Origin of the sequence: Enterococcus sp. DIV1089c, assembly GCF_050530965.1 — a bacterium.
Lineage (GTDB): Bacteria > Bacillota > Bacilli > Lactobacillales > Enterococcaceae > Enterococcus_B > Enterococcus_B hirae.
In genome coordinates, this window is sequence record NZ_CP172888.1 from 1,460,236 (window position 1) to 1,477,888 (window position 17,653).

General features: G+C 39.9%; 13 protein-coding genes. 1 reads left to right on the plus strand and 12 read right to left on the minus strand.

The genetic code is table 11. The annotated features are described in order from the left end of the window. Positions 1-80: 80 nt before the first annotated feature. The 10 genes from IGL30_RS06925 to celB all read right to left on the minus strand — a co-directional run bounded on the left by IGL30_RS06925 (position 81) and on the right by celB (position 12,702). The gene (locus IGL30_RS06925) at positions 81-1,424 is read right to left on the minus strand and encodes an FtsK/SpoIIIE domain-containing protein (protein WP_086269167.1); all 1,344 of its coding nucleotides are present in this window, start codon (positions 1,422-1,424) and stop codon (positions 81-83) included. Positions 1,425-1,493: 69 nt separating this feature from the next. Beyond that, the gene (locus IGL30_RS06930; RefSeq protein ID WP_086269305.1) at positions 1,494-1,829 is read right to left on the minus strand and encodes a type II toxin-antitoxin system RelB/DinJ family antitoxin; all 336 of its coding nucleotides are present in this window, start codon (positions 1,827-1,829) and stop codon (positions 1,494-1,496) included. 9 nt (positions 1,830-1,838) lie between these two features. Then, on the minus strand, positions 1,839-2,189 hold the full coding sequence (locus IGL30_RS06935; RefSeq protein WP_086269166.1) for a YdcP family protein: 351 nt from the start codon (positions 2,187-2,189) through the stop codon (positions 1,839-1,841). A 12-nt stretch (positions 2,190-2,201) separates the two neighbouring features. Beyond that, the gene (locus IGL30_RS06940; RefSeq protein ID WP_086269165.1) at positions 2,202-2,516 is read right to left on the minus strand and encodes a YdcP family protein; all 315 of its coding nucleotides are present in this window, start codon (positions 2,514-2,516) and stop codon (positions 2,202-2,204) included. Between the two features lie 112 nt (positions 2,517-2,628). Then, positions 2,629-5,856, minus strand: a complete 3,228-nt coding sequence (gene fss3 / locus IGL30_RS06945; RefSeq protein ID WP_311811752.1) for a fibrinogen-binding MSCRAMM adhesin Fss3 — start codon at positions 5,854-5,856, stop codon at positions 2,629-2,631. A 311-nt stretch (positions 5,857-6,167) separates the two neighbouring features. Continuing rightward, positions 6,168-7,610, minus strand: a complete 1,443-nt coding sequence (locus tag IGL30_RS06950) for an ABC transporter substrate-binding protein (RefSeq protein WP_131732117.1) — start codon at positions 7,608-7,610, stop codon at positions 6,168-6,170. A 4-nt stretch (positions 7,611-7,614) separates the two neighbouring features. Continuing rightward, complete coding sequence (locus IGL30_RS06955) at positions 7,615-8,415, minus strand: carbohydrate ABC transporter permease (protein WP_131732116.1); 801 nt, start codon at positions 8,413-8,415, stop codon at positions 7,615-7,617. Continuing rightward, positions 8,412-9,302 carry a carbohydrate ABC transporter permease gene (locus tag IGL30_RS06960; protein ID WP_131732115.1) on the minus strand — a complete coding sequence of 297 codons (891 nt, stop codon included), beginning with the start codon at positions 9,300-9,302 and terminating at the stop codon, positions 8,412-8,414. The genes IGL30_RS06955 and IGL30_RS06960 overlap by 4 nt, the downstream gene beginning before the upstream one ends. 221 nt (positions 9,303-9,523) lie before the next feature. After that, positions 9,524-11,413, minus strand: coding sequence for a DUF4838 domain-containing protein (locus IGL30_RS06965; protein ID WP_131732114.1), 1,890 nt, complete (start codon positions 11,411-11,413; stop codon positions 9,524-9,526). Further along, positions 11,410-12,702: a PTS cellobiose transporter subunit IIC gene (celB, locus tag IGL30_RS06970; protein ID WP_131732113.1), complete on the minus strand. Its 1,293-nt coding sequence runs from the start codon at positions 12,700-12,702 to the stop codon at positions 11,410-11,412. Before celB ends, IGL30_RS06965 begins: the two co-directional genes overlap by 4 nt. 162 nt (positions 12,703-12,864) lie before the next feature. Between celB and IGL30_RS06975 the strand changes: the two genes are divergently transcribed. Then, positions 12,865-14,091: an ROK family protein gene (locus IGL30_RS06975; protein ID WP_131732112.1), complete on the plus strand. Its 1,227-nt coding sequence runs from the start codon at positions 12,865-12,867 to the stop codon at positions 14,089-14,091. 557 nt (positions 14,092-14,648) lie between these two features. Here the strand turns inward: IGL30_RS06975 and IGL30_RS06980 are convergent. Together IGL30_RS06980 and lepA are read right to left on the minus strand one after the other, a co-directional pair. Then, entirely contained in the window at positions 14,649-15,560 is a 912-nt protein-coding gene (locus IGL30_RS06980; RefSeq protein WP_115872293.1) for a helix-turn-helix domain-containing protein, read from the minus strand. Between the two features lie 195 nt (positions 15,561-15,755). After that, positions 15,756-17,591 carry a translation elongation factor 4 gene (lepA, locus tag IGL30_RS06985; RefSeq protein ID WP_081123277.1) on the minus strand — a complete coding sequence of 612 codons (1,836 nt, stop codon included), beginning with the start codon at positions 17,589-17,591 and terminating at the stop codon, positions 15,756-15,758. Positions 17,592-17,653: the final 62 nt, after the last annotated feature.

The following is a 17,653-nucleotide window of genomic DNA, read 5'->3' on the forward strand; positions in this document are numbered from 1 at the left end:
CTGCACCTCCTGACGCTTTCATCTCTAGTTTATCATACTTTAAGTCCGATACTCTAGAAGACTAAATTTCTCTGTAGTTGTCATTTTTCTTTTGATTGCGCTACTTGTTTGATGGATTCCAAGAAATCATACCCTTTTGGTACAAATGGCGTATAAAACTCACTAATCACACTGCCCCCTGTATCTACATAACCTCGACCTTTAATTCGTTTCATGAAGAAATTTTTATCAACCTCCCCAAACATCATGGAATATCCTAGTTCACTCATACGTCCTAAAGCTACACGAAAGTTGAATTGATCGCGAATCCCATCTCCCAAGTATTTCGCATCTGGTCTTTGACAAGCCAAAATCAGAAAGAAACCAGATTGACGGCCTAACATCACGATTTGTTTGAGCTTATTCAAAATTACCGCACTCTCCTTAGTCGTTAACATTTCCATATAAGCCACGTATTCATCAAAGATTAAAAAGGTTGGCGGAAGTCCAAGATAGGCATAATTCTCTCCTGTTTTGTAGTCGGGCATTTCTTTCATTTCCTTACTACGAGCCATCATGCGTTCATAGAAATCTTCCACACAAGCAGAGATTTCCTCTTTTTGGGAGTATACGTGAGGCATTACTGTACCTAAATCGGCTAGGTCGGCATTTTTGGGATCGAGGATAAACAATTCTGCATCTGACTTCAATAGTGCTTCGATAATGGTGAGTAAGAAATAGGTCTTCCCTCCACCTGTACCGCCAGCAATTAACATATGGGGCAAGGAGTCATATGCCCATACTTGATTTTTCATCAATCGCAAAGTCCCGTTTTCTGCCACTACTTCTTCAATTCCAATTCGATTGGCAATCATATCGTATAACAAGGTGTATTCCACATAGGAGTCTTTGAGTTCCTTTTCTACTAGCTCACAATACAGCCCACTTTCTAACTTCTTTTCCAACTTCAAGAGCTGATCTTGATATTTTCCCAGTGAAATTTGAACGCGAATATAAAGTAACCCATCCTTCATTCGATAATAGATTTTGGGAAAGTAACTAATACTCTCTTTGGTTCGACTACTATTCAAATCTTTGAAAAAACCTTCACTTTGAGTTTGTTTCACTTCATACCAATGGTTTTCTAGAATCATCCGAGCCAACTTTTGTCGATGCCATAAACTTCGCCAATGGTCCTGAAAAAAGTGAATATAAAGCAACATCATGCTTCCTGAAAGAGCGAGACTTCCTAGTAAGCAGATTAAATCTTTCATGGACAAAACAATTTCAATAGTGGAAAGTGATAGCTTAAAAATCTCAAATTGTCTAAACTCATGAAAATAAAAGACGCTCATCCAACCGATGAATAAAGCGATTAGCCAGCCAAGAACAAAGTGATAAACCAAGTGCCGATCTCCTGCGCGTATGCGATGCCCTTTGTACATTTTGATGGTTTCCACCTCCAATGGAAAATTGCCCAATAGGATTTTATTGGGCAATTTCAAAAAGTTATGCTAGTCATTTACTGACACGGGAAGTTGTTTCGTTTCAACCAATTGTGTTAAAAAACTTTCAATGGCATCCGGCATCTCTACACCGATTTCTTCCAAGACAGATTCTGCCTGGCGACATAAATTTTCATTTACTTCGACAACCATAAAGAAGGACTCTTCCTCATCCAACCATTTGAGTACGTCAAAATCTTCTTCATTGGTTTCAAAAAAATCCTGATTCATAATAAGAAATACTTTTTCGTCTATCGTCAAATCCTCGTTGACTTGCTCTTTAGTTAGTTCCCCTTTGCCATAACGATCGAGACAATCTAAAATATGTTCCACATTGATTTCCATATTCTTCACCTATTTCTTTCCTTGATTCGGTTGCCGTTTCAAGACTAAATCATCTGCCTTAATGAACCAATTAACGGTGGTTCCTTCTCGAAAAACATAATTGGCAACGGTATCCACGATTGGATTGACCAGCTCTACCTCTGCATCATAAGCAAACTCGCGTAGGGGCACATTTGCCGGAATACTAACTTGAATCATTCGACCTTGCGCGGAGGATTTCAAATTATAGGTTCGTTCTTTTACCTCGTTACTAACCGTTCCATCCTCGTTTTGTTTCCGTACTTCTCGACGTAATGCAGAAAAGCGCAACTTCCCAAACGTTAATCCTGAATCTACGACAATACCTTCTGTTAATCTCATCTTCTTTTCCTCCTATGCTTTCACTAAATCATCGACATACAACACGTAATCAGTAAACCCACGATTCTCAATCTCATAGCCTTTGGCAACCAAGTGAGGATTCACGACTTTTAACGGTTGGTCTTGGTCAAAATCCTTTTCGCCAGCTTCCGCAGCTACCACCACTTCAATATCATCAGCCCGTTGTTTACTGGAATATAAATGATAACTGCGACCAATCACTGTGGTATTCCGACCATATCCTTCTGTTAAAATTTCACCTTCACCGGCATAACTTATCTTTCCAAATGTTTCGGCCATATCTGGCACAACAAATTTCAATTCCATATTTTTTTCCTCTTTTCATTGTTAGTTTTGGATACAAAAATAGCGCGACCACTTTTTTAGGAGGCGGTCGCGCACGTTGAGTTTTCCTATTTACTTGTTTCATCGCATCACCTTAGTTCCGGCGATTCCAGAAATAATAGCCAGCCGTCGCAAAGATCAAGGTAAAGCCAATGAACAGTAATACATTGGAACTTTTCTCCCCAGTTTGTGGGAATGTCTTCACTATAGGACTAGATTCTTGAGAGTCGCTTGGAACAGTTGGTGTTTCTGGTTGTTCTGGCGTACTTGGTGTGGTTGGCACTTCTTTTGGTGTTAAGGTTTGAGATTTTTCTTTCAAATCTTCATTGTGTTTTCCATTGATATTTCCATCTTTATCATAGTTAATTTCTTTAAAGGTAAAACTTGTACCTTCTGGATATTTACTTGTATCCACTTTTTCCGCAAGCACGGTTTTGGTAAATTCTTTGTCGTTCACTTCGTAATCAATCTTGCCAGATTTCCAAATTTCTTTGTTCGTACCATCTGGCAGTAAAGCATACAAAATTGTTTCGAAGGCTTCTTTTGAGCCATCCAGTACATCATGGGTAATGGATACATCATCAAACATATCTACCACGTCACCATGAGTGAAAGTTTGCGAACCGTCTTCTAAGTGCGCTTTTGTTTGGATGGAAACATGGCGTTCCACCGTACAATTAACAGTTTGGGCTTGGTTATTCAAACTGGCATCCTTCGCTACTGGCTCATCGCCTGCTTCAAAGGCTTCCTTGTTTTCATACACATAGTTGAATAAGACAATAGTTTTATCTAAAACTTGTTCAGCGGTTAATTTATGCAGAATTTTCCAAGTTCCTGTTTTCTCTTTGTTCGCCAAGGTAGCCGTTGTTTCGGCAATTACCACTGGTTTGGCTTTTTCATCTTTTTCTTGGGCAGCTTTTGTGGCTTCCACATCAATGGCTTGCGCTACCACATACCAGTCTTCTTTGATTTCATGTAGATTGTAACTCAATTTATCAACTAGATTGGTAGAATCAAGGGTCGTCAATTCTTTTTCTCCGTCTTTCCAAGTCGCAAGGGAAGTCAAACTATCTTCTTCCTCAGGCAAATCATAGAGCATCAAACGGTTCAAACTAACGGAGAATTCTTTGTTCGTCAGTTTCTCGTAAGAAACGGTCACCGTCTTAATCGGTTGTTTTTGTCCCTTTTCGGTAATGGTGAAGACATACTCACTCTTGGCGTAATCCTCTTTATCTTCTTTAAAAGTAGAACGGATTTCTAATGGTGTAATCTTTTGAAATCCTTCTGGGGCTTCTACTTCTTCAAGTAAATAATCCCCATAAGGAAGATTTTCAAACTTGCCATAGCCATCAAAACCTAGTTGCTCGTTATAAGCTGTGGTCGCTTCATCTTCAGCGCCTGTGATTTCATTGGTTCCTTCCAATGGCGATACTTTAAAAGTCAGATCATTAAAGCCAGTTTCGGCAGTTCCCGCAGCTGATCCGGCGAATTTGAAGAAATCAAACCCAAAGCGAATCACTTGTTCTTTTGCCGTAACATCTCGGGTAATTACGGCATTTTTTTCGCTATCATCCACCTTTTTGATGGATACAGGATACTTCGTTTCATCCAAGGTATATCCTTCAGCCGCTTTGGTTTCTTGCCAATAATACTCGTTGATGGCTAAGTGTTTAACGGCAGCTTGATTCTTTTCATCTAAAACTAAAGTCACTGTTTCATCAGAAGCCTTCGTTCCTTTCACTAATTCTGGTTTAAAAGACTCAATCCATTTAACCGCTTGACCATCTTTTGCAGTAAAGAGAGTATATTCAGCTCCTTTAAACTCAGCTTTCCCTTGAGTCTCATTACCGGTATCTTTGTCTTCTTTTGTCAAAGTGGTTTCACCAGTGATTTCTTGGTTTTGCCCTTTTACGTTACTGGTCACAAGGGCCACAGTTTGATTGGCATACTTCAATTCGACTTTTACGGGTTCGAAGGTATTCACGAAGCCATTAGATGCTTTGGTTTCGGTCACATAATAGGTTCCCAATTCCAACGCATTGGCAATCTCTTTTGGTGTTTCTGCATGACCGTTTTCATCCGTGGTCATTTCTTGAACGATTTCACCAGTTGGACTGCCCTTGCGAATGGCAAACGTATTTCCAGCTAAAGAGTAATTGTCATTCCAAAGATCACTCCCTGTTTCAACTCCGGTTTTATCCAGAATGATTTGACCTTTTTCTCTCGTATTTTTTGAAGTCACAGAAATGGTTTCACCTGCTTTAATCGTGGCAGTCATAGATGTGGCATCAATCGTATAAGGCGCCGGCACTGATTTTTCAGTAATGGTTACCTTTGTACCATGAGGAATTCCATCCAATGTCGCAATGCCTTCTTTATCGGTAGTCACATCTTTTGCAGGCAAAGTTTTTCCAAAGTCTAAATGGAAAACCGTTCCTGGTACAACATCACCTGATTCTTTATCGACTTTTTTAATCTTTAAAGAACCCTCGGTTTCCACATCCATTTTGATCGTGTAAGTGTTCGGTTTATCAATTGCCCCGGCCATCAAGGTCTGTTGACCAGCCATCTTATAAGCAATCGGTGTTCCAGTTCCCGCAGATTTCTTAAGCGTCAACACACCGCTTTCTTTTGAATTGGTATTAGGTGTGATGACCAATTGATTGCCATTGACACGATAATCAATATTTGCGGTGTTTTCCACAACCTCATCAAATTCTGACAAATTCAAATTATTCGTGTCCGTTACAGTAGTTGATTGACCTAACACTGTTTTAGCCGTGCTATTATGGAAGCTTGGTTTCTTCTGATAGTCCGCGATTGCTTTGTTAATTTTTGCCTCAATAGCTGCGATATTTACGGCACTGCCATCTGGATGCTTCATAGAGTGAAGCGTATACCCATTGACCTCCTGCCAGATCATCTTTTGAGCAACCATTTGTGTATCAATATCTGTACCGGCGTTTTTCCATAACACCGAAACTAATTTGGCTTTCTCCGACATATCAGGCAATGGATTTTTCTCATAACCTGGCGTGAACTCATTGTAAATTGGCACCCCTGGTTCAATACAAAAAATATCTTGTTTCACGCCATTGTATACCGCATAATGTGGAACAGTGACTTCTGACATTGGACGGCCGTCACTAAAGGTTCCTTCGACAGCATACTGATGCGCTAAATCTAATTCCACGGTTACCGTTTGTGGATGAGTAATTTCATCTGCAAAAGCAATAGTAGGAATAATTAATCCACTAAGTATTTGGTACAACAAGACTATTGATACAACTAGTCGCCAATTTCTAATTTTTACATTTTTCATTTCATTTCTCCTTTGTAAATTATTCACCTAAAAATTCCTCTCTCCATGTATCTCCCGAGATTTTTGCAAACAAAAAAGCATTGAATAATTTCTATTCAATGCTTTCACGTATTGCTATTCAAAATCAAGATTACTACTGCACTTTGATGTATCCTTACAGGCTCGGTCCATAAGAACTGGCACATTAAAATGGTCCCTAATCTCCTTATTTCCAGTGTTATCACCCTCACCGATACATCTCACATGTCGGTGAAAGTACCTGGAATTAAGAATTTCAGGCCTCATTTTCTTTACAAGTTCAAACTATGTTTTTAAGGTTCCTCTACCTCGAAATCTGCCAATGTCACCGATAAATCCTTACCAATGGTATCTACCGCCAGTTCCAGATTCAACTGCACTTTATCATTATAACTTCTTAAACGCGAAGAATAATCGGATTCTCCAGTTAATAATCCAGCGGCGATATCTCCAAAATCTGGTTGTACCGGCTGAATAATACTGTAAACCAAGTACAAATCGTCATCTCGAGTCATGGGATTTATTATTGGGCGACTTTGCGCTTCCGCCAGCCGATAATATGCTCGCATCCGTTCGTTAGAAATGTCTTTCTCTGTTAAATCACTACGAATGGAGACAAATCCCCCTGCTTGTACTAGCTGATTCTGATACTCATAAGAATACAGATACTTTAAATATTCCGCTGCCACGTCAGGATGCTTGCTCGTGGCGGAAATCCCCATCCAGCCTTTCATAAACGGTCGAATCTGCCGAGCATTCTCGTTGGTTTCCGGCACAGGTAGTGGCATCACACCAAAATCTAATTGAGGATTTCGGCTTTCCCATTCAGGGATACACCAGGACCCTTGTACAATAAAGGCCGCCTTGTTTTCCGCGAAGAGATTCCGTGCTTCCGGTGCCGTCAATGAGGCAGAATCTGGGTAGAAGCTACCATCAGTCATCAAATTCTGGTACCAGCCAAAAGCTTGTCGAACTGCTTCTGAAGTATACATAGTTTTTCCTTGTTGTACAAAAATCTGTTCTCCAGGACCTAAAGGTGCTCCCGCCAGCTCTGAAAAGGCCCGCAACTCCAAGTCTACGCGATTTTTCTGTGCGCCACTGGTAATTATTCCATAAGTATTACTTTTTCCTCCCTTAGTTACCCGTTGACAAATCTCGCGAAACTGCTGCCAGTTTACCTTACCGGAAGTTACCAACTGCAACTCGTCAGCAGTTAATAACTTCCGGTTATAAAACATTAGCGTACTGCTGATTTCCTGAGCTTCTGGCAACAGATAGATATTATCATCCCGCTGAGTGATATTCTGCTGAAGAGCTTCCGGCTTCAATTGTTGGAAAAAGTCATCACCAAGATAAGTGTTTAGCGGTACAAACCAACCTTCAGAGACAGCGGTTTGAAAATCCGTATTGCTGGGAAGAGGAAACAAATCCGGAGCTTTCCCTGAACGGATGCCTGAAAGCATGGTTTCATTGAATTGGGCCTGGGTTAACGTCGTGTAGTTGATAGTTACATTGGGATGATCTCTTTCAAATCGCTGGTTCAATTGTTTTCTAGCTTCTTTAGTACTATCGCTCCAGTCAACAATATTCAACGTGACCTTTTCATCAGGAGCAGTGGTGATTTTTTCAATGGTTGTCGGGGGCCCCCCTTTTTTCTCATCTGTTGGTAGAATCTTCACGCCACAGCCAGTCAGGAGCACTAGCCCGGCCACCCCTAAACTAATTTGTTTTTTCATACTTTCACCCCTTTACCGCACCTGAAATGCCATTGACAAAGTAACGTTGGAAGAAAATAAAGAGAATCACCATTGGCAAAATCGTAATACAAGCGCCTGCTGCCATACTACTCCAGTCTACAATGTTTTCCCCTTGAAATGCATACATTCCTACAGAAAGTGTGCGTATCGTGGGGTCATTTACCGATAGAATCAAGGGATACAAAAAAGAATTCCATGTCCAAATAGACTGGGTGATAACAACGGTGCCAATAATCGGTTTGGCCAAAGGAAACATAATTCTGAAAAAGACGTCAAATTCCGTTGCCCCATCGATAACTGCTGACTCCTCCAGTTCAGAGGGGACTGATTCAAAAAAATTGGCAAATAGCAAAAGGAAGATGATGTGTCCTCCACCGATTTCGGCTAAAATTAGTCCAATAATTGAGGTATCCGCATGAAGCATTCGCAATAATTGATATACAGGAACGGTAAAGAAAATTGTAGGAATTCCCATAGACAAGATCATCACGCGGTACAGCGCCTTCTTACCACCAAACTCAAAACGTCCCATCACGTAACCTGCGAGCGCAGTCACACCTAAGATAATCAAAACCGAAACAAGCGTCACAATTACCGTGTTTAAAAAGTAACGAGAGAACGCCCCCTCAGTCCAGGCTCGTCTAAAATTATTCAATGTTAAGGCAGACAGGTCAAACAATTCCGTAAAACTGGTGGTGTTTTTGCTACTAAGAGCGGTCAATAACATTACCAGAAAAGGTAATATCCAAAGTGCAGCAAGTATGTAGGTTAACACTTTTTTCATGAGACCGTCTCCTTTCGTTTTTGTATAATCAAGCGAAATACCAATGACACGATTACCATGATCAAGACTGAAACGACGGCTGCTGAACTGGCATAGCTGAGCTGTGGTGAACCAAATGAACTAGAGAAAGCCGTTCGATAAATAAAAGTAGATAAGACATCAGTTGCGAAATATGGCCCCCCAGCGGTCATAGTCTGAATCAGATCAAAAACTTTTAGTGAGTTCAAAAATGTCACGGTTGTAATCATAATCAATACTGGCTTAATCATAGGCATGATAATTTTCGTCAATAAAGAAAAGCTAGTAACACCATCGATTTTCGCTGCTTCCACAACCTCTTTTGATACCATCTGAAACCCTGCTAACCAGTAGATGAACAAAGTCCCAGTCTCTTTCCAAACAGAAACCAATATCACCACTCCAAAAACATATTTAGGATCCGTCAAGAAAGGTTGAGCCGACAAGCCAATACTAATAAGAAAAGTATTCAGCAAACCTTCGTGATTGAAAAAACTCTTCATCATCATTCCCATTGTTGCTGTTGTTGCCACGATGGGCAAAATAAAAAGAATACGCAGCAATTTTTTACGTTTAAAGGGACCAAATTCTACCAGATATGCTAGCAAGAACGAAATTAGAATCTGAAAAATCGTCCCAAACAGGGCATATAGAAGACTATTTTTTACGGCATTCCAAAAAATCCCGTTGCTTATCAACTTTCGGTAATTTTCCCATCCGATAAAATTAGCCGTCTTGGTGATTCCATTCCAATTCAGAAAGGAATACAAGATATTCAATAGAAATGGATAAATAGTAAACCCAATATAGAATAGCAGCATCGGTATCAGAAATATCCGAATTAATTTTTTGCTGGTCCCTGTCTTCATAGTATTCTCCTTTCATGCATCTACATCACACGAGATTGTGAAATTGACTTATACTGTTTTGTAAGCAAAAGCAACCCGAGTTTGGCCACATACCCTTCACTCTCAATCCTACCATTTGCAAAAAACACCCAAAGCCTTTACGAATCATTGGAGATCCGAAAAGGCTTATTTACAAAGGACTAGACCACTGCGGTGAGAGGTATCAACCCTTTATATCTTTATTATATTGTAAAACCAGCATAATTTTTGGCCACTTCGATGACACGATAAACATCTAAGTTGGGTTGGAAATTTTCTTCGTTGCGCCGAATGAAATCAAGGAAATCCCGCCAAGCTAATTGAGCCGGTTGATAGCGCCCCTCACTCAACAAGGCTAACGATTTGCCAAGTTTTTCAGTATATTCTCGATGATAACCTAGCTGTAACCATTGGGCTTTAACGACTCCAGTCTTTTCCTGAGTATTTTTTTCAATAAGTGTTAGGCTTCCTTGCGCTAAGTAAATAGCTGTCTGGTAACGTAGTTTCAAGTCAGGAGCCACTCGAGGTCCGATAGCATTAAAATGATCACAAGAAGAATACTGAGAAAGCTGTTCTAAATACTCGGTAACTTGTTCCCAATCCTCACCATACATATGTCTGAAATAATCTGCTAAGACTACCTCATAATCAGTTTCTTTGTTCCAAAGCATTTCTCCCATAATATAGTTGGGGAAGTTATGAGGAAATCCTGCACGTAATTCCTGACAGCTAATGTACCCATGTAGGTGAAGCTTATCCAAATACTTGATATCACGGCTGATAATCCGGCTGATTTTCATGTAACCTAAATCGCCGTAGTGAGCTCGCCCCAGTGGGTAATCATAGACAAAACTATCCCCTTTAAACTGATTTTGCCAACTGAACAAGTAGGAAAGATTTTCCTCCAAGGAATTTGGCAAGACAATCTGGTTGCGAACATAGGGCTTCGGTTCTGGGATACCATTTTCGTAATCTACATCTGCATAGCTCTTTTCAAAGGTCCGGGTAATCGGCGCAAACATCATGGTGAAGCGTTCCGGGTTATGGATCGTTTCTTTTTTAGGTGCGAAGAGTAACTCATGATACAGCAAGAAACAAATCTTAGTATTCAATCCAGCTTCAGTCAAGGCCTCATCCAACTGGTTCAAAATTCGAACATATTGATCAGATGGCAGATTTTTTTGGCATTCTGTACATTCACAAATATTATTTCGGGCATCTGAAAGCCAAACATGAAGGTAATCCACATCTTGTCGCTCTTTTGCATATTTTACAATAGAAGCAACCATTTTCTTGCCAACTTCAGGATTAGCAAAGTCCAAGCTAGTAAGGATTGGTGCTGTATCATATAGCTCCCGCTTACCGTTGAGTTCAGCTACCAGCGGTTTCTTTTCTTCTGGTAACGTCAAACCAGATTCCCAGCCAAACTTGGAGGAGTAACCTAGCACCTCTCCCGTCCAGCCATGGCCTACCCGATGATGTTGCAAGCCACGAATTTCAATTTCATGGTCGATCTTATCGCTCATGGCTTCTGCAATTTCATTGGAGAATGGTTCTTTTTCCAGATAAGGATTGAACTCATGCTCATACCAACGCTTGAAGAAAGAATAGGGATTTTCAAACTGAATAAAGAAGGAATTCATGCCAATCTTTGGCAACCAATCAATAAAATTGCGGATATTTTCAAAGGAATCTGCTCCTTCGATACAGACACCTCGATGTTTGAAGCTGGCGGTTTCTCGGATGTCAATTTTCATAGTGGAGAAAGCTTCGAAATCTAACATTGGAAGAACTTCTTGGTCCCGTCCAGGTCGGAGATAGCGTACTCCAACCTCCTTGAATAGTCGGTACAAAGCAATCAACAGTCCCACTTCAGAATTCGCTGTAATACGACCTTTGCCATCAGCAAGTGAAATCACAATCTCATCCAGCGATGTATTGTCATCTACGAAGCTAAAGATTATATCCGCTTCGGTTACCAAGGTTGTCGATTCAGTTTCCATTTGAAAGACGTTCTTAAAATAGTAACCACACTCACTTGCTATAAAATCAGAGTCTTTGATTTTTTCGTCATACCATATTTTGATACTCATACTGTTACCTCTTTCGTATTTGTAGTTTCTTCCATTAAATTATTGCGGTCAGCAGCTTTGAAGAACGGGAAATAGATCATAAAGGAAACTGCCACCAACACAACTTGTAGAACAGCTCCTTGCCAGCTGCCCGTGGCTAAGAACCCACCGATAATTGGAGGAGTTGTCCATGGCAACGTGACCCCTGTTGTGAATGGTACCAATCCTAAAGCCATTGATGAGTAGGTCAAAATCGCATTCACTACTGGTGTGATCACAAACGGAATCAGCATAATTGGATTCAAAACAGTTGGGAATGTAAATAAAATTGCGGTATTGATGTTGAACAACGCAGGGATCCCAGAAACTTTTCCAAGTGTCTTGTACTCTTTACTTTTACTAAAGAACATTAAACACAATGCCAGTCCAATTGTCGCACCGCCACCACCAATATAAACGAACAAGTCCATAAAGGGTGCAGTTACAATATGAGGTAACGCTTCTCCAGCTGCCTGAGCAATCCGGTTATCATCTGCGTATTGAATCCATAATGGATTCATTACTGAACCAACGACTTGGCCACCATTAACACCACAAAACCAGAAGATAGAATTCAGTAGCACTGCTACAAATGTCCCCGGTAAAGTGCTAGCAATATAACCCAGCGGGGTTCCAATAACAATGGAAAGAATATTATTTAAACTCCCCAATCCCAATGCTTCGATTGCTTTCAGTAAACCAGCAAACAGGACTAGAATTACGATCCCTGGAATCAGTGCAGAAAAAGATTTACTAACAACATCTGGTACACTATCAGGCATTTTAATAGTGATATTTTTTTGAATAAACCATCGGTAAATTTCTGCCGAAATCATCCCTACAACAATGGCGGCAAAAATCCCTTTACCTCCCAACATTCCATAAGGAATCCCAATCGCACCCGCTTTATCGGCAATTGAAGGAGTCATCAAGAGAAAAGCTCCTAAAGCTAAAACACCTGCTGAGGGTCCGTCAGTTTCATAGGACTCTGCCAAACGATACGCGATACCGAAGACTGTGACTAACGCCATCAAACCAAATGAATTATTGGCCATTATGTTCAACAAGCCCGCCAAATCCCAATGTGTTTGCAGCCATGTCGTCCAAGCTGATACCGGAAAATCTTTGATTAAGACGAAGAATGATCCAATCAAAACAAGTGGCATTGCCATCATGATTCCTTCTCGCAATGCTTTCAGATGGCGTTGCTTGCCGATTCGTTCTCCCCACGGAGCCAACTTGTTCTCGAGAAAACTCAAAAATCCCTTCATTTTTCTCTACCTCGCTTTTTATTTATTTTCTATAAACAAAGAATACCTCGAAAGCGCTATTTTGTAAAGTATTATTTTTTATAAATAAATATTAAAATACAATACAATTTTGCGACTATAGAGTAGAATAAAGGTACGAAAAGTTTTTGAAAGGAGCACAGTATGCATAAAAAAATCTCTGATACATATCTACAAAATACCGCAACAGTCTTAGAATACCTCTACCGGACACCGGAAACCTCTCGCATTGAAATCTCTAAACAAACCGGCCTAACACCAGCCGCTATCACTAGTATCGTAGGTGACCTAGTGGAGCGTAAGGCAGTCATTGAAACTGGAGCGGAGATTAATGGTGGAACCGGTTCCGGTCGCAAACGAAAAGTCATTCAACTAAACCGTCAGGCGGGACTATTGGTTGGGATTGAGATTAACATGAAAGGTATCTTCGCCACATTGACTGATATGGCTGGGGATTGTTTGTCTAAAGCAGTTGTTTCAATAGACGATTATGCCGCCACCAAAATTAATGAAACTATTGTGAACCTCCTTCAAGAAGTCTTGCAAAATCAAGATGAAAGGCAAGTCTGCGGTGCTGGAATCGCCGTGCCAGGACACTTCGATCGTCAAGAACAAACCATTATTTCAAACAATCATCAATGGCAGCATTTCAATTTATCAAAAATAAAAAATGAATTTTCTTTTCCATTTATTGCTGACAATAATATTGAATGTATGGCTTTGGGAGAATACCTCTTCAACCCCCTCGTCACACCAGAAAATTTTCTGTTCTTCCACATTGGAGCAGGCATGTTCTGTTCTTTTTTTCAAGCAGGGCAACTAGGATTCAATGACAATTACTACATAGGCGAAATCGGACACACAGTTGTAGATATTAACGGTCCAAAATGTGAATGTGGTAAAAGAGGTTGTCTGCAGACGTATATCTCAGATTCTTGGTTATTAAAGAATGCACGCTTTTTATTTGACCGTGCTAACAACACGACGCTGAAAAGCTTAGTGGATTCTTCCGACGAAATTTCTCTAAATACGATTATCAACGGGTACAAACTTGGAGATATTTATCTGAATAACCAGATCGATTTGGGACTGAAGCTATTAGCTACTTCCATCGCCAATACCTTAATCCTTCAAGATGCTGAAAAAATCTATCTAAACAGTGAGTTGTTGAATCATGAAGATTTTAAAGAACAGATTACAGATTCAGTAAAAGAACAGCTCTCCTTCATTCCTACTAAACGTGATACCGCCATCGAAATTATTCCATTTGATGACCATCGAGGTGCCCACGGTGCGGCGGCGCTAGCAGTTCTTAGTTTCTTTATCCGACATCCGGGATACAGTTTAGATAGTACCTATAAGAAAATTTAAACGACACACACAATGATAGAAAAGTTCATACCCCCCCTCTCTCTAGTCTAATAAATGTAATTTTAACGATATGAAACAAAGCATAAATAATAAAAAACATCAGATTTTTTACCAAAAAAACGAGAGTCAGTTTCCTACTTAAAGGATAGCTAATTCTCGCCTTTTTTGGTAAGCCGTTTGGACTTTCACAACATTGCGGTATACCAATATAATTCAATTTTTTTAACTATTCCGCTCGTAAGACCCGTCCTAATTTTGGAGACAAATACTTCGGAACAATATCAATAACAGTATAGTCCCCCATTCTTTCCTGAAGCCAGACGTGTACATATTGGGTCATAAGTGATTAGGGCGTTCGTTATAATTTCCGGATTGCTATCCAATTTAAGCCCATTTTCGATGACTCGAAGAACACCTTGATAGTCCGCTAGCTGATAAAGTACTCTTTATCTCCTGCGGTATTGCTTTACGTTTGTAATCTGACTTCTCTTGGAAAATAAAAAGGGGCATTCCAATTAAATGTCTCAAATGTTTAAAACTATTCTTTTCAAAAATTGTCAGATACCATATATCAAAAACTCCAAAGAGACTTTTCCTATATAGGCATACTGAATAATGCGGTCGGTATTTGGGATATCTTTTCCGTTCTCGTACTTGTCCATTGACCATTTTGTAATAGGCGGTGAAAAAAACTTTCCAAAGTCTTCTCTTTCTAAACGATAATCCCTTCGAATTTTTCTGAATCTTAGTCCCATCCGGAAAGAATCCAACTTTTCAAATTGGTTAATCGTATTTCCCCTTTTCAACATCTTGCTAAAAGTCTCGCCATACAAAATATAAGGGACAGTCACTTTCCCAAGATAGGCAACATTCATTAATCTTTCAATATCAGGAATGTTCGCACCTTTTTCCCATCTATTCACAACATTCTTACCTGCTGGTCGAGTAAAGTTCTTACCAAATTTTTCCAGTGTCTCACCTCGATTTTTCCGAATCTCTTGGATTCGTTTTCCCATCGCTATTTTATCGACGATGGGTAATTTAAACGAACCGTCATCTTGTTTTATATCCATCAAAATTTCTTTACCATCGTTAGAGAGGAATACAGCAATTTTTTGTTGCATTTCTTTCGATGGTTTTCTCTTTCCGTTTAAAACATAACTAAGTGATACTTCACTAGTCCCTACTTTAGTAGCCAACTCTTTATTGAGTAACTTGTTCATGTCTCTGTATGCAATTAGTTGATCAATAAGAAGCCCAACTCTATCCTTCTCATCTTTTAATAGAGTTTCTACATTCAGAATTTTACTTAGTGTAACATCTACATCTTTTGGAATTTTCCTTGTTCCTTTTTCATACTTGACTAAAGCACTTTGCGAAATCCCCGCTAAGTCGGCCAGCTTCTTTTGAGACATTTTTTTCTCTTTCCTTAAAGATTTAAGAAATTCTCCACTTATATTTTCAGACATGAAAAAAGCACCTCCTATGAGATGCTTTCATCATACGCTGACGGTTAAAAACCTTCAAGGAAAATATTCCATTTTTGTTAATTTTAATACTGCCGTGACAACCGTATGACAGTTTAAACTTTTTTAAACGGGTAAATCACGAATTTTACGCCACTCGAAAAGGTTGATTTAATAGGGTTTCCCATTGAAAACAAGCTATTTCGCGTTATCCTGGTCGTCCATCTTCAGAACAGCCATGAAGGCTTCTTGTGGGACTTCGACGCTACCGATTTGTTTCATTCGTTTCTTTCCTTCTTTTTGTTTTTCAAGAAGTTTACGTTTACGTGAGACATCTCCACCATAACATTTTGCTAAGACGTTTTTACGTAATGCTTTGATATCTGAACGAGCAACGATTTTTTGTCCGATAGCTGCTTGGATCGGCACTTCAAATTGTTGACGTGGAATTAGTTTTTTCAGTTTTTCAACGATTGCTTTTCCTCGTTCGTAAGCAAAGTCTCGGTGAACGATGAAACTTAACGCATCGACTTTTTCTCCATTTAATAAAATATCCATTTTTACTAACTTGCTCTTTTGATAACCAGACATTTCATAATCCAAGGAAGCATAACCTTTCGTGCTGGATTTTAGTTTATCGAAAAAGTCAAAAACGATTTCAGAAAGTGGAATGTTATAAACGACATTCACTCGATAATCATCTAAATAATCCATTGTGATGAATTCTCCACGTTTTCTTTGAGATAATTCCATCACTGCACCGACGAAGTCATTTGGAACCATGATTTGTGCCTTGACAAAAGGTTCTTCAACGTCTTGGATCGTTACTGGTTCTGGAAAATCTGCTGGATTATCGACGACTGTCATAGAACCATCTGTTTTATTCACATGATAGATTACAGAAGGTGCCGTTGTGATCAACTCTAAGTTGAACTCACGTTCCAAACGTTCTTGGACTACATCCATGTGTAATAAGCCTAAGAATCCACAACGGAAGCCAAAACCAAGTGCTTGTGAGGTTTCAGGTTCAAACTGTAATGCTGCGTCGTTTAGTTGTAATTTTTCAAGTGCTTCGCGCAGATCATTGTAGCGGGAAGTATCAATTGGATATAAACCACAGTAAACCATTGGATTCATTTTACGGTATCCAGGTAGCGCTTCTTCTGCTGGATTATCTGCCAGCGTCACTGTGTCCCCTACTCGTGTGTCTTGGACTGTTTTGATGCTTGCCGTGATATACCCTACATCACCGACCATTAAGAAATCTCTAGCAACAGCTTTGGGTGAAAAGACTCCCACTTCTGTCACATCAAATGTTTTGCCGTTACTCATCAATTTGATTTTATCGCCTGGTTTGACCATGCCGTCTGTGATTCGAACATTCAGAACGACTCCTCGATAACTATCATACACGGAATCAAAGATCAATGCTTTCAAAGGGGCATCCAGCTCGCCAGATGGGGCTGGTACATATTCAACGATTTGTTCAAGTATTTCTTCAATCCCAATTCCTGCTTTAGCACTAGCCAGGACTGCCTCACTGGCATCGATTCCGATAACATCTTCGATTTCTTGACGTACACGTTCTGGATCAGCAGCTGGAAGATCGATTTTATTGATGACTGGCAAAATTTCCAGATCATTATCCAAAGCTAAGTAAACATTTGCTAATGTTTGAGCCTCGATTCCCTGTGCCGCATCAACTACTAATACCGCACCTTCACAGGCTGCTAAACTCCTTGATACTTCATAAGTGAAATCGACGTGCCCAGGGGTGTCGATTAGATGGAAGATATAGGTTTCGCCATTTTTGGCTGTATAATTCAATTCGACAGCATTTAATTTAATCGTGATTCCACGTTCACGCTCTAGATCCATTGAGTCTAATAGCTGATCCTGCATTTCACGAGACGTCACAGTGTTCGTCTTTTCCAGAATACGATCGGCCAGCGTTGATTTTCCATGGTCGATATGAGCAATGATCGAAAAATTTCGAATTTGCTCTTGTCGTTGTTTCATTTTTTTTATATCCATAGCGTCTCCTCTTTTCGTTTAATCAGCACCTCTCATTATATCAATGAAAAGCATGAATTTAA

What these genes read in the sequence shown, in the direction of transcription:
- IGL30_RS06925 (WP_086269167.1), bottom strand. Translation starts at nt 1,424, where the DNA reads ATGTACAAAGGGCATCGCATACGCGCAGGAGATCGGCACTTGGTTTAT.
- IGL30_RS06930 (WP_086269305.1), bottom strand. Translation starts at nt 1,829, where the DNA reads ATGGAAATCAATGTGGAACATATTTTAGATTGTCTCGATCGTTATGGC.
- IGL30_RS06935 (WP_086269166.1), bottom strand. Translation starts at nt 2,189, where the DNA reads ATGAGATTAACAGAAGGTATTGTCGTAGATTCAGGATTAACGTTTGGG.
- IGL30_RS06940 (WP_086269165.1), bottom strand. Translation starts at nt 2,516, where the DNA reads ATGGAATTGAAATTTGTTGTGCCAGATATGGCCGAAACATTTGGAAAG.
- fss3 (WP_311811752.1), bottom strand. Translation starts at nt 5,856, where the DNA reads ATGAAAAATGTAAAAATTAGAAATTGGCGACTAGTTGTATCAATAGTC.
- IGL30_RS06950 (WP_131732117.1), bottom strand. Translation starts at nt 7,610, where the DNA reads ATGAAAAAACAAATTAGTTTAGGGGTGGCCGGGCTAGTGCTCCTGACT.
- IGL30_RS06955 (WP_131732116.1), bottom strand. Translation starts at nt 8,415, where the DNA reads ATGAAAAAAGTGTTAACCTACATACTTGCTGCACTTTGGATATTACCT.
- IGL30_RS06960 (WP_131732115.1), bottom strand. Translation starts at nt 9,302, where the DNA reads ATGAAGACAGGGACCAGCAAAAAATTAATTCGGATATTTCTGATACCG.
- IGL30_RS06965 (WP_131732114.1), bottom strand. Translation starts at nt 11,413, where the DNA reads ATGAGTATCAAAATATGGTATGACGAAAAAATCAAAGACTCTGATTTT.
- celB (WP_131732113.1), bottom strand. Translation starts at nt 12,702, where the DNA reads ATGAAGGGATTTTTGAGTTTTCTCGAGAACAAGTTGGCTCCGTGGGGA.
- IGL30_RS06975 (WP_131732112.1), top strand. Translation starts at nt 12,865, where the DNA reads ATGCATAAAAAAATCTCTGATACATATCTACAAAATACCGCAACAGTC.
- IGL30_RS06980 (WP_115872293.1), bottom strand. Translation starts at nt 15,560, where the DNA reads ATGTCTGAAAATATAAGTGGAGAATTTCTTAAATCTTTAAGGAAAGAG.
- lepA (WP_081123277.1), bottom strand. Translation starts at nt 17,591, where the DNA reads ATGGATATAAAAAAAATGAAACAACGACAAGAGCAAATTCGAAATTTT.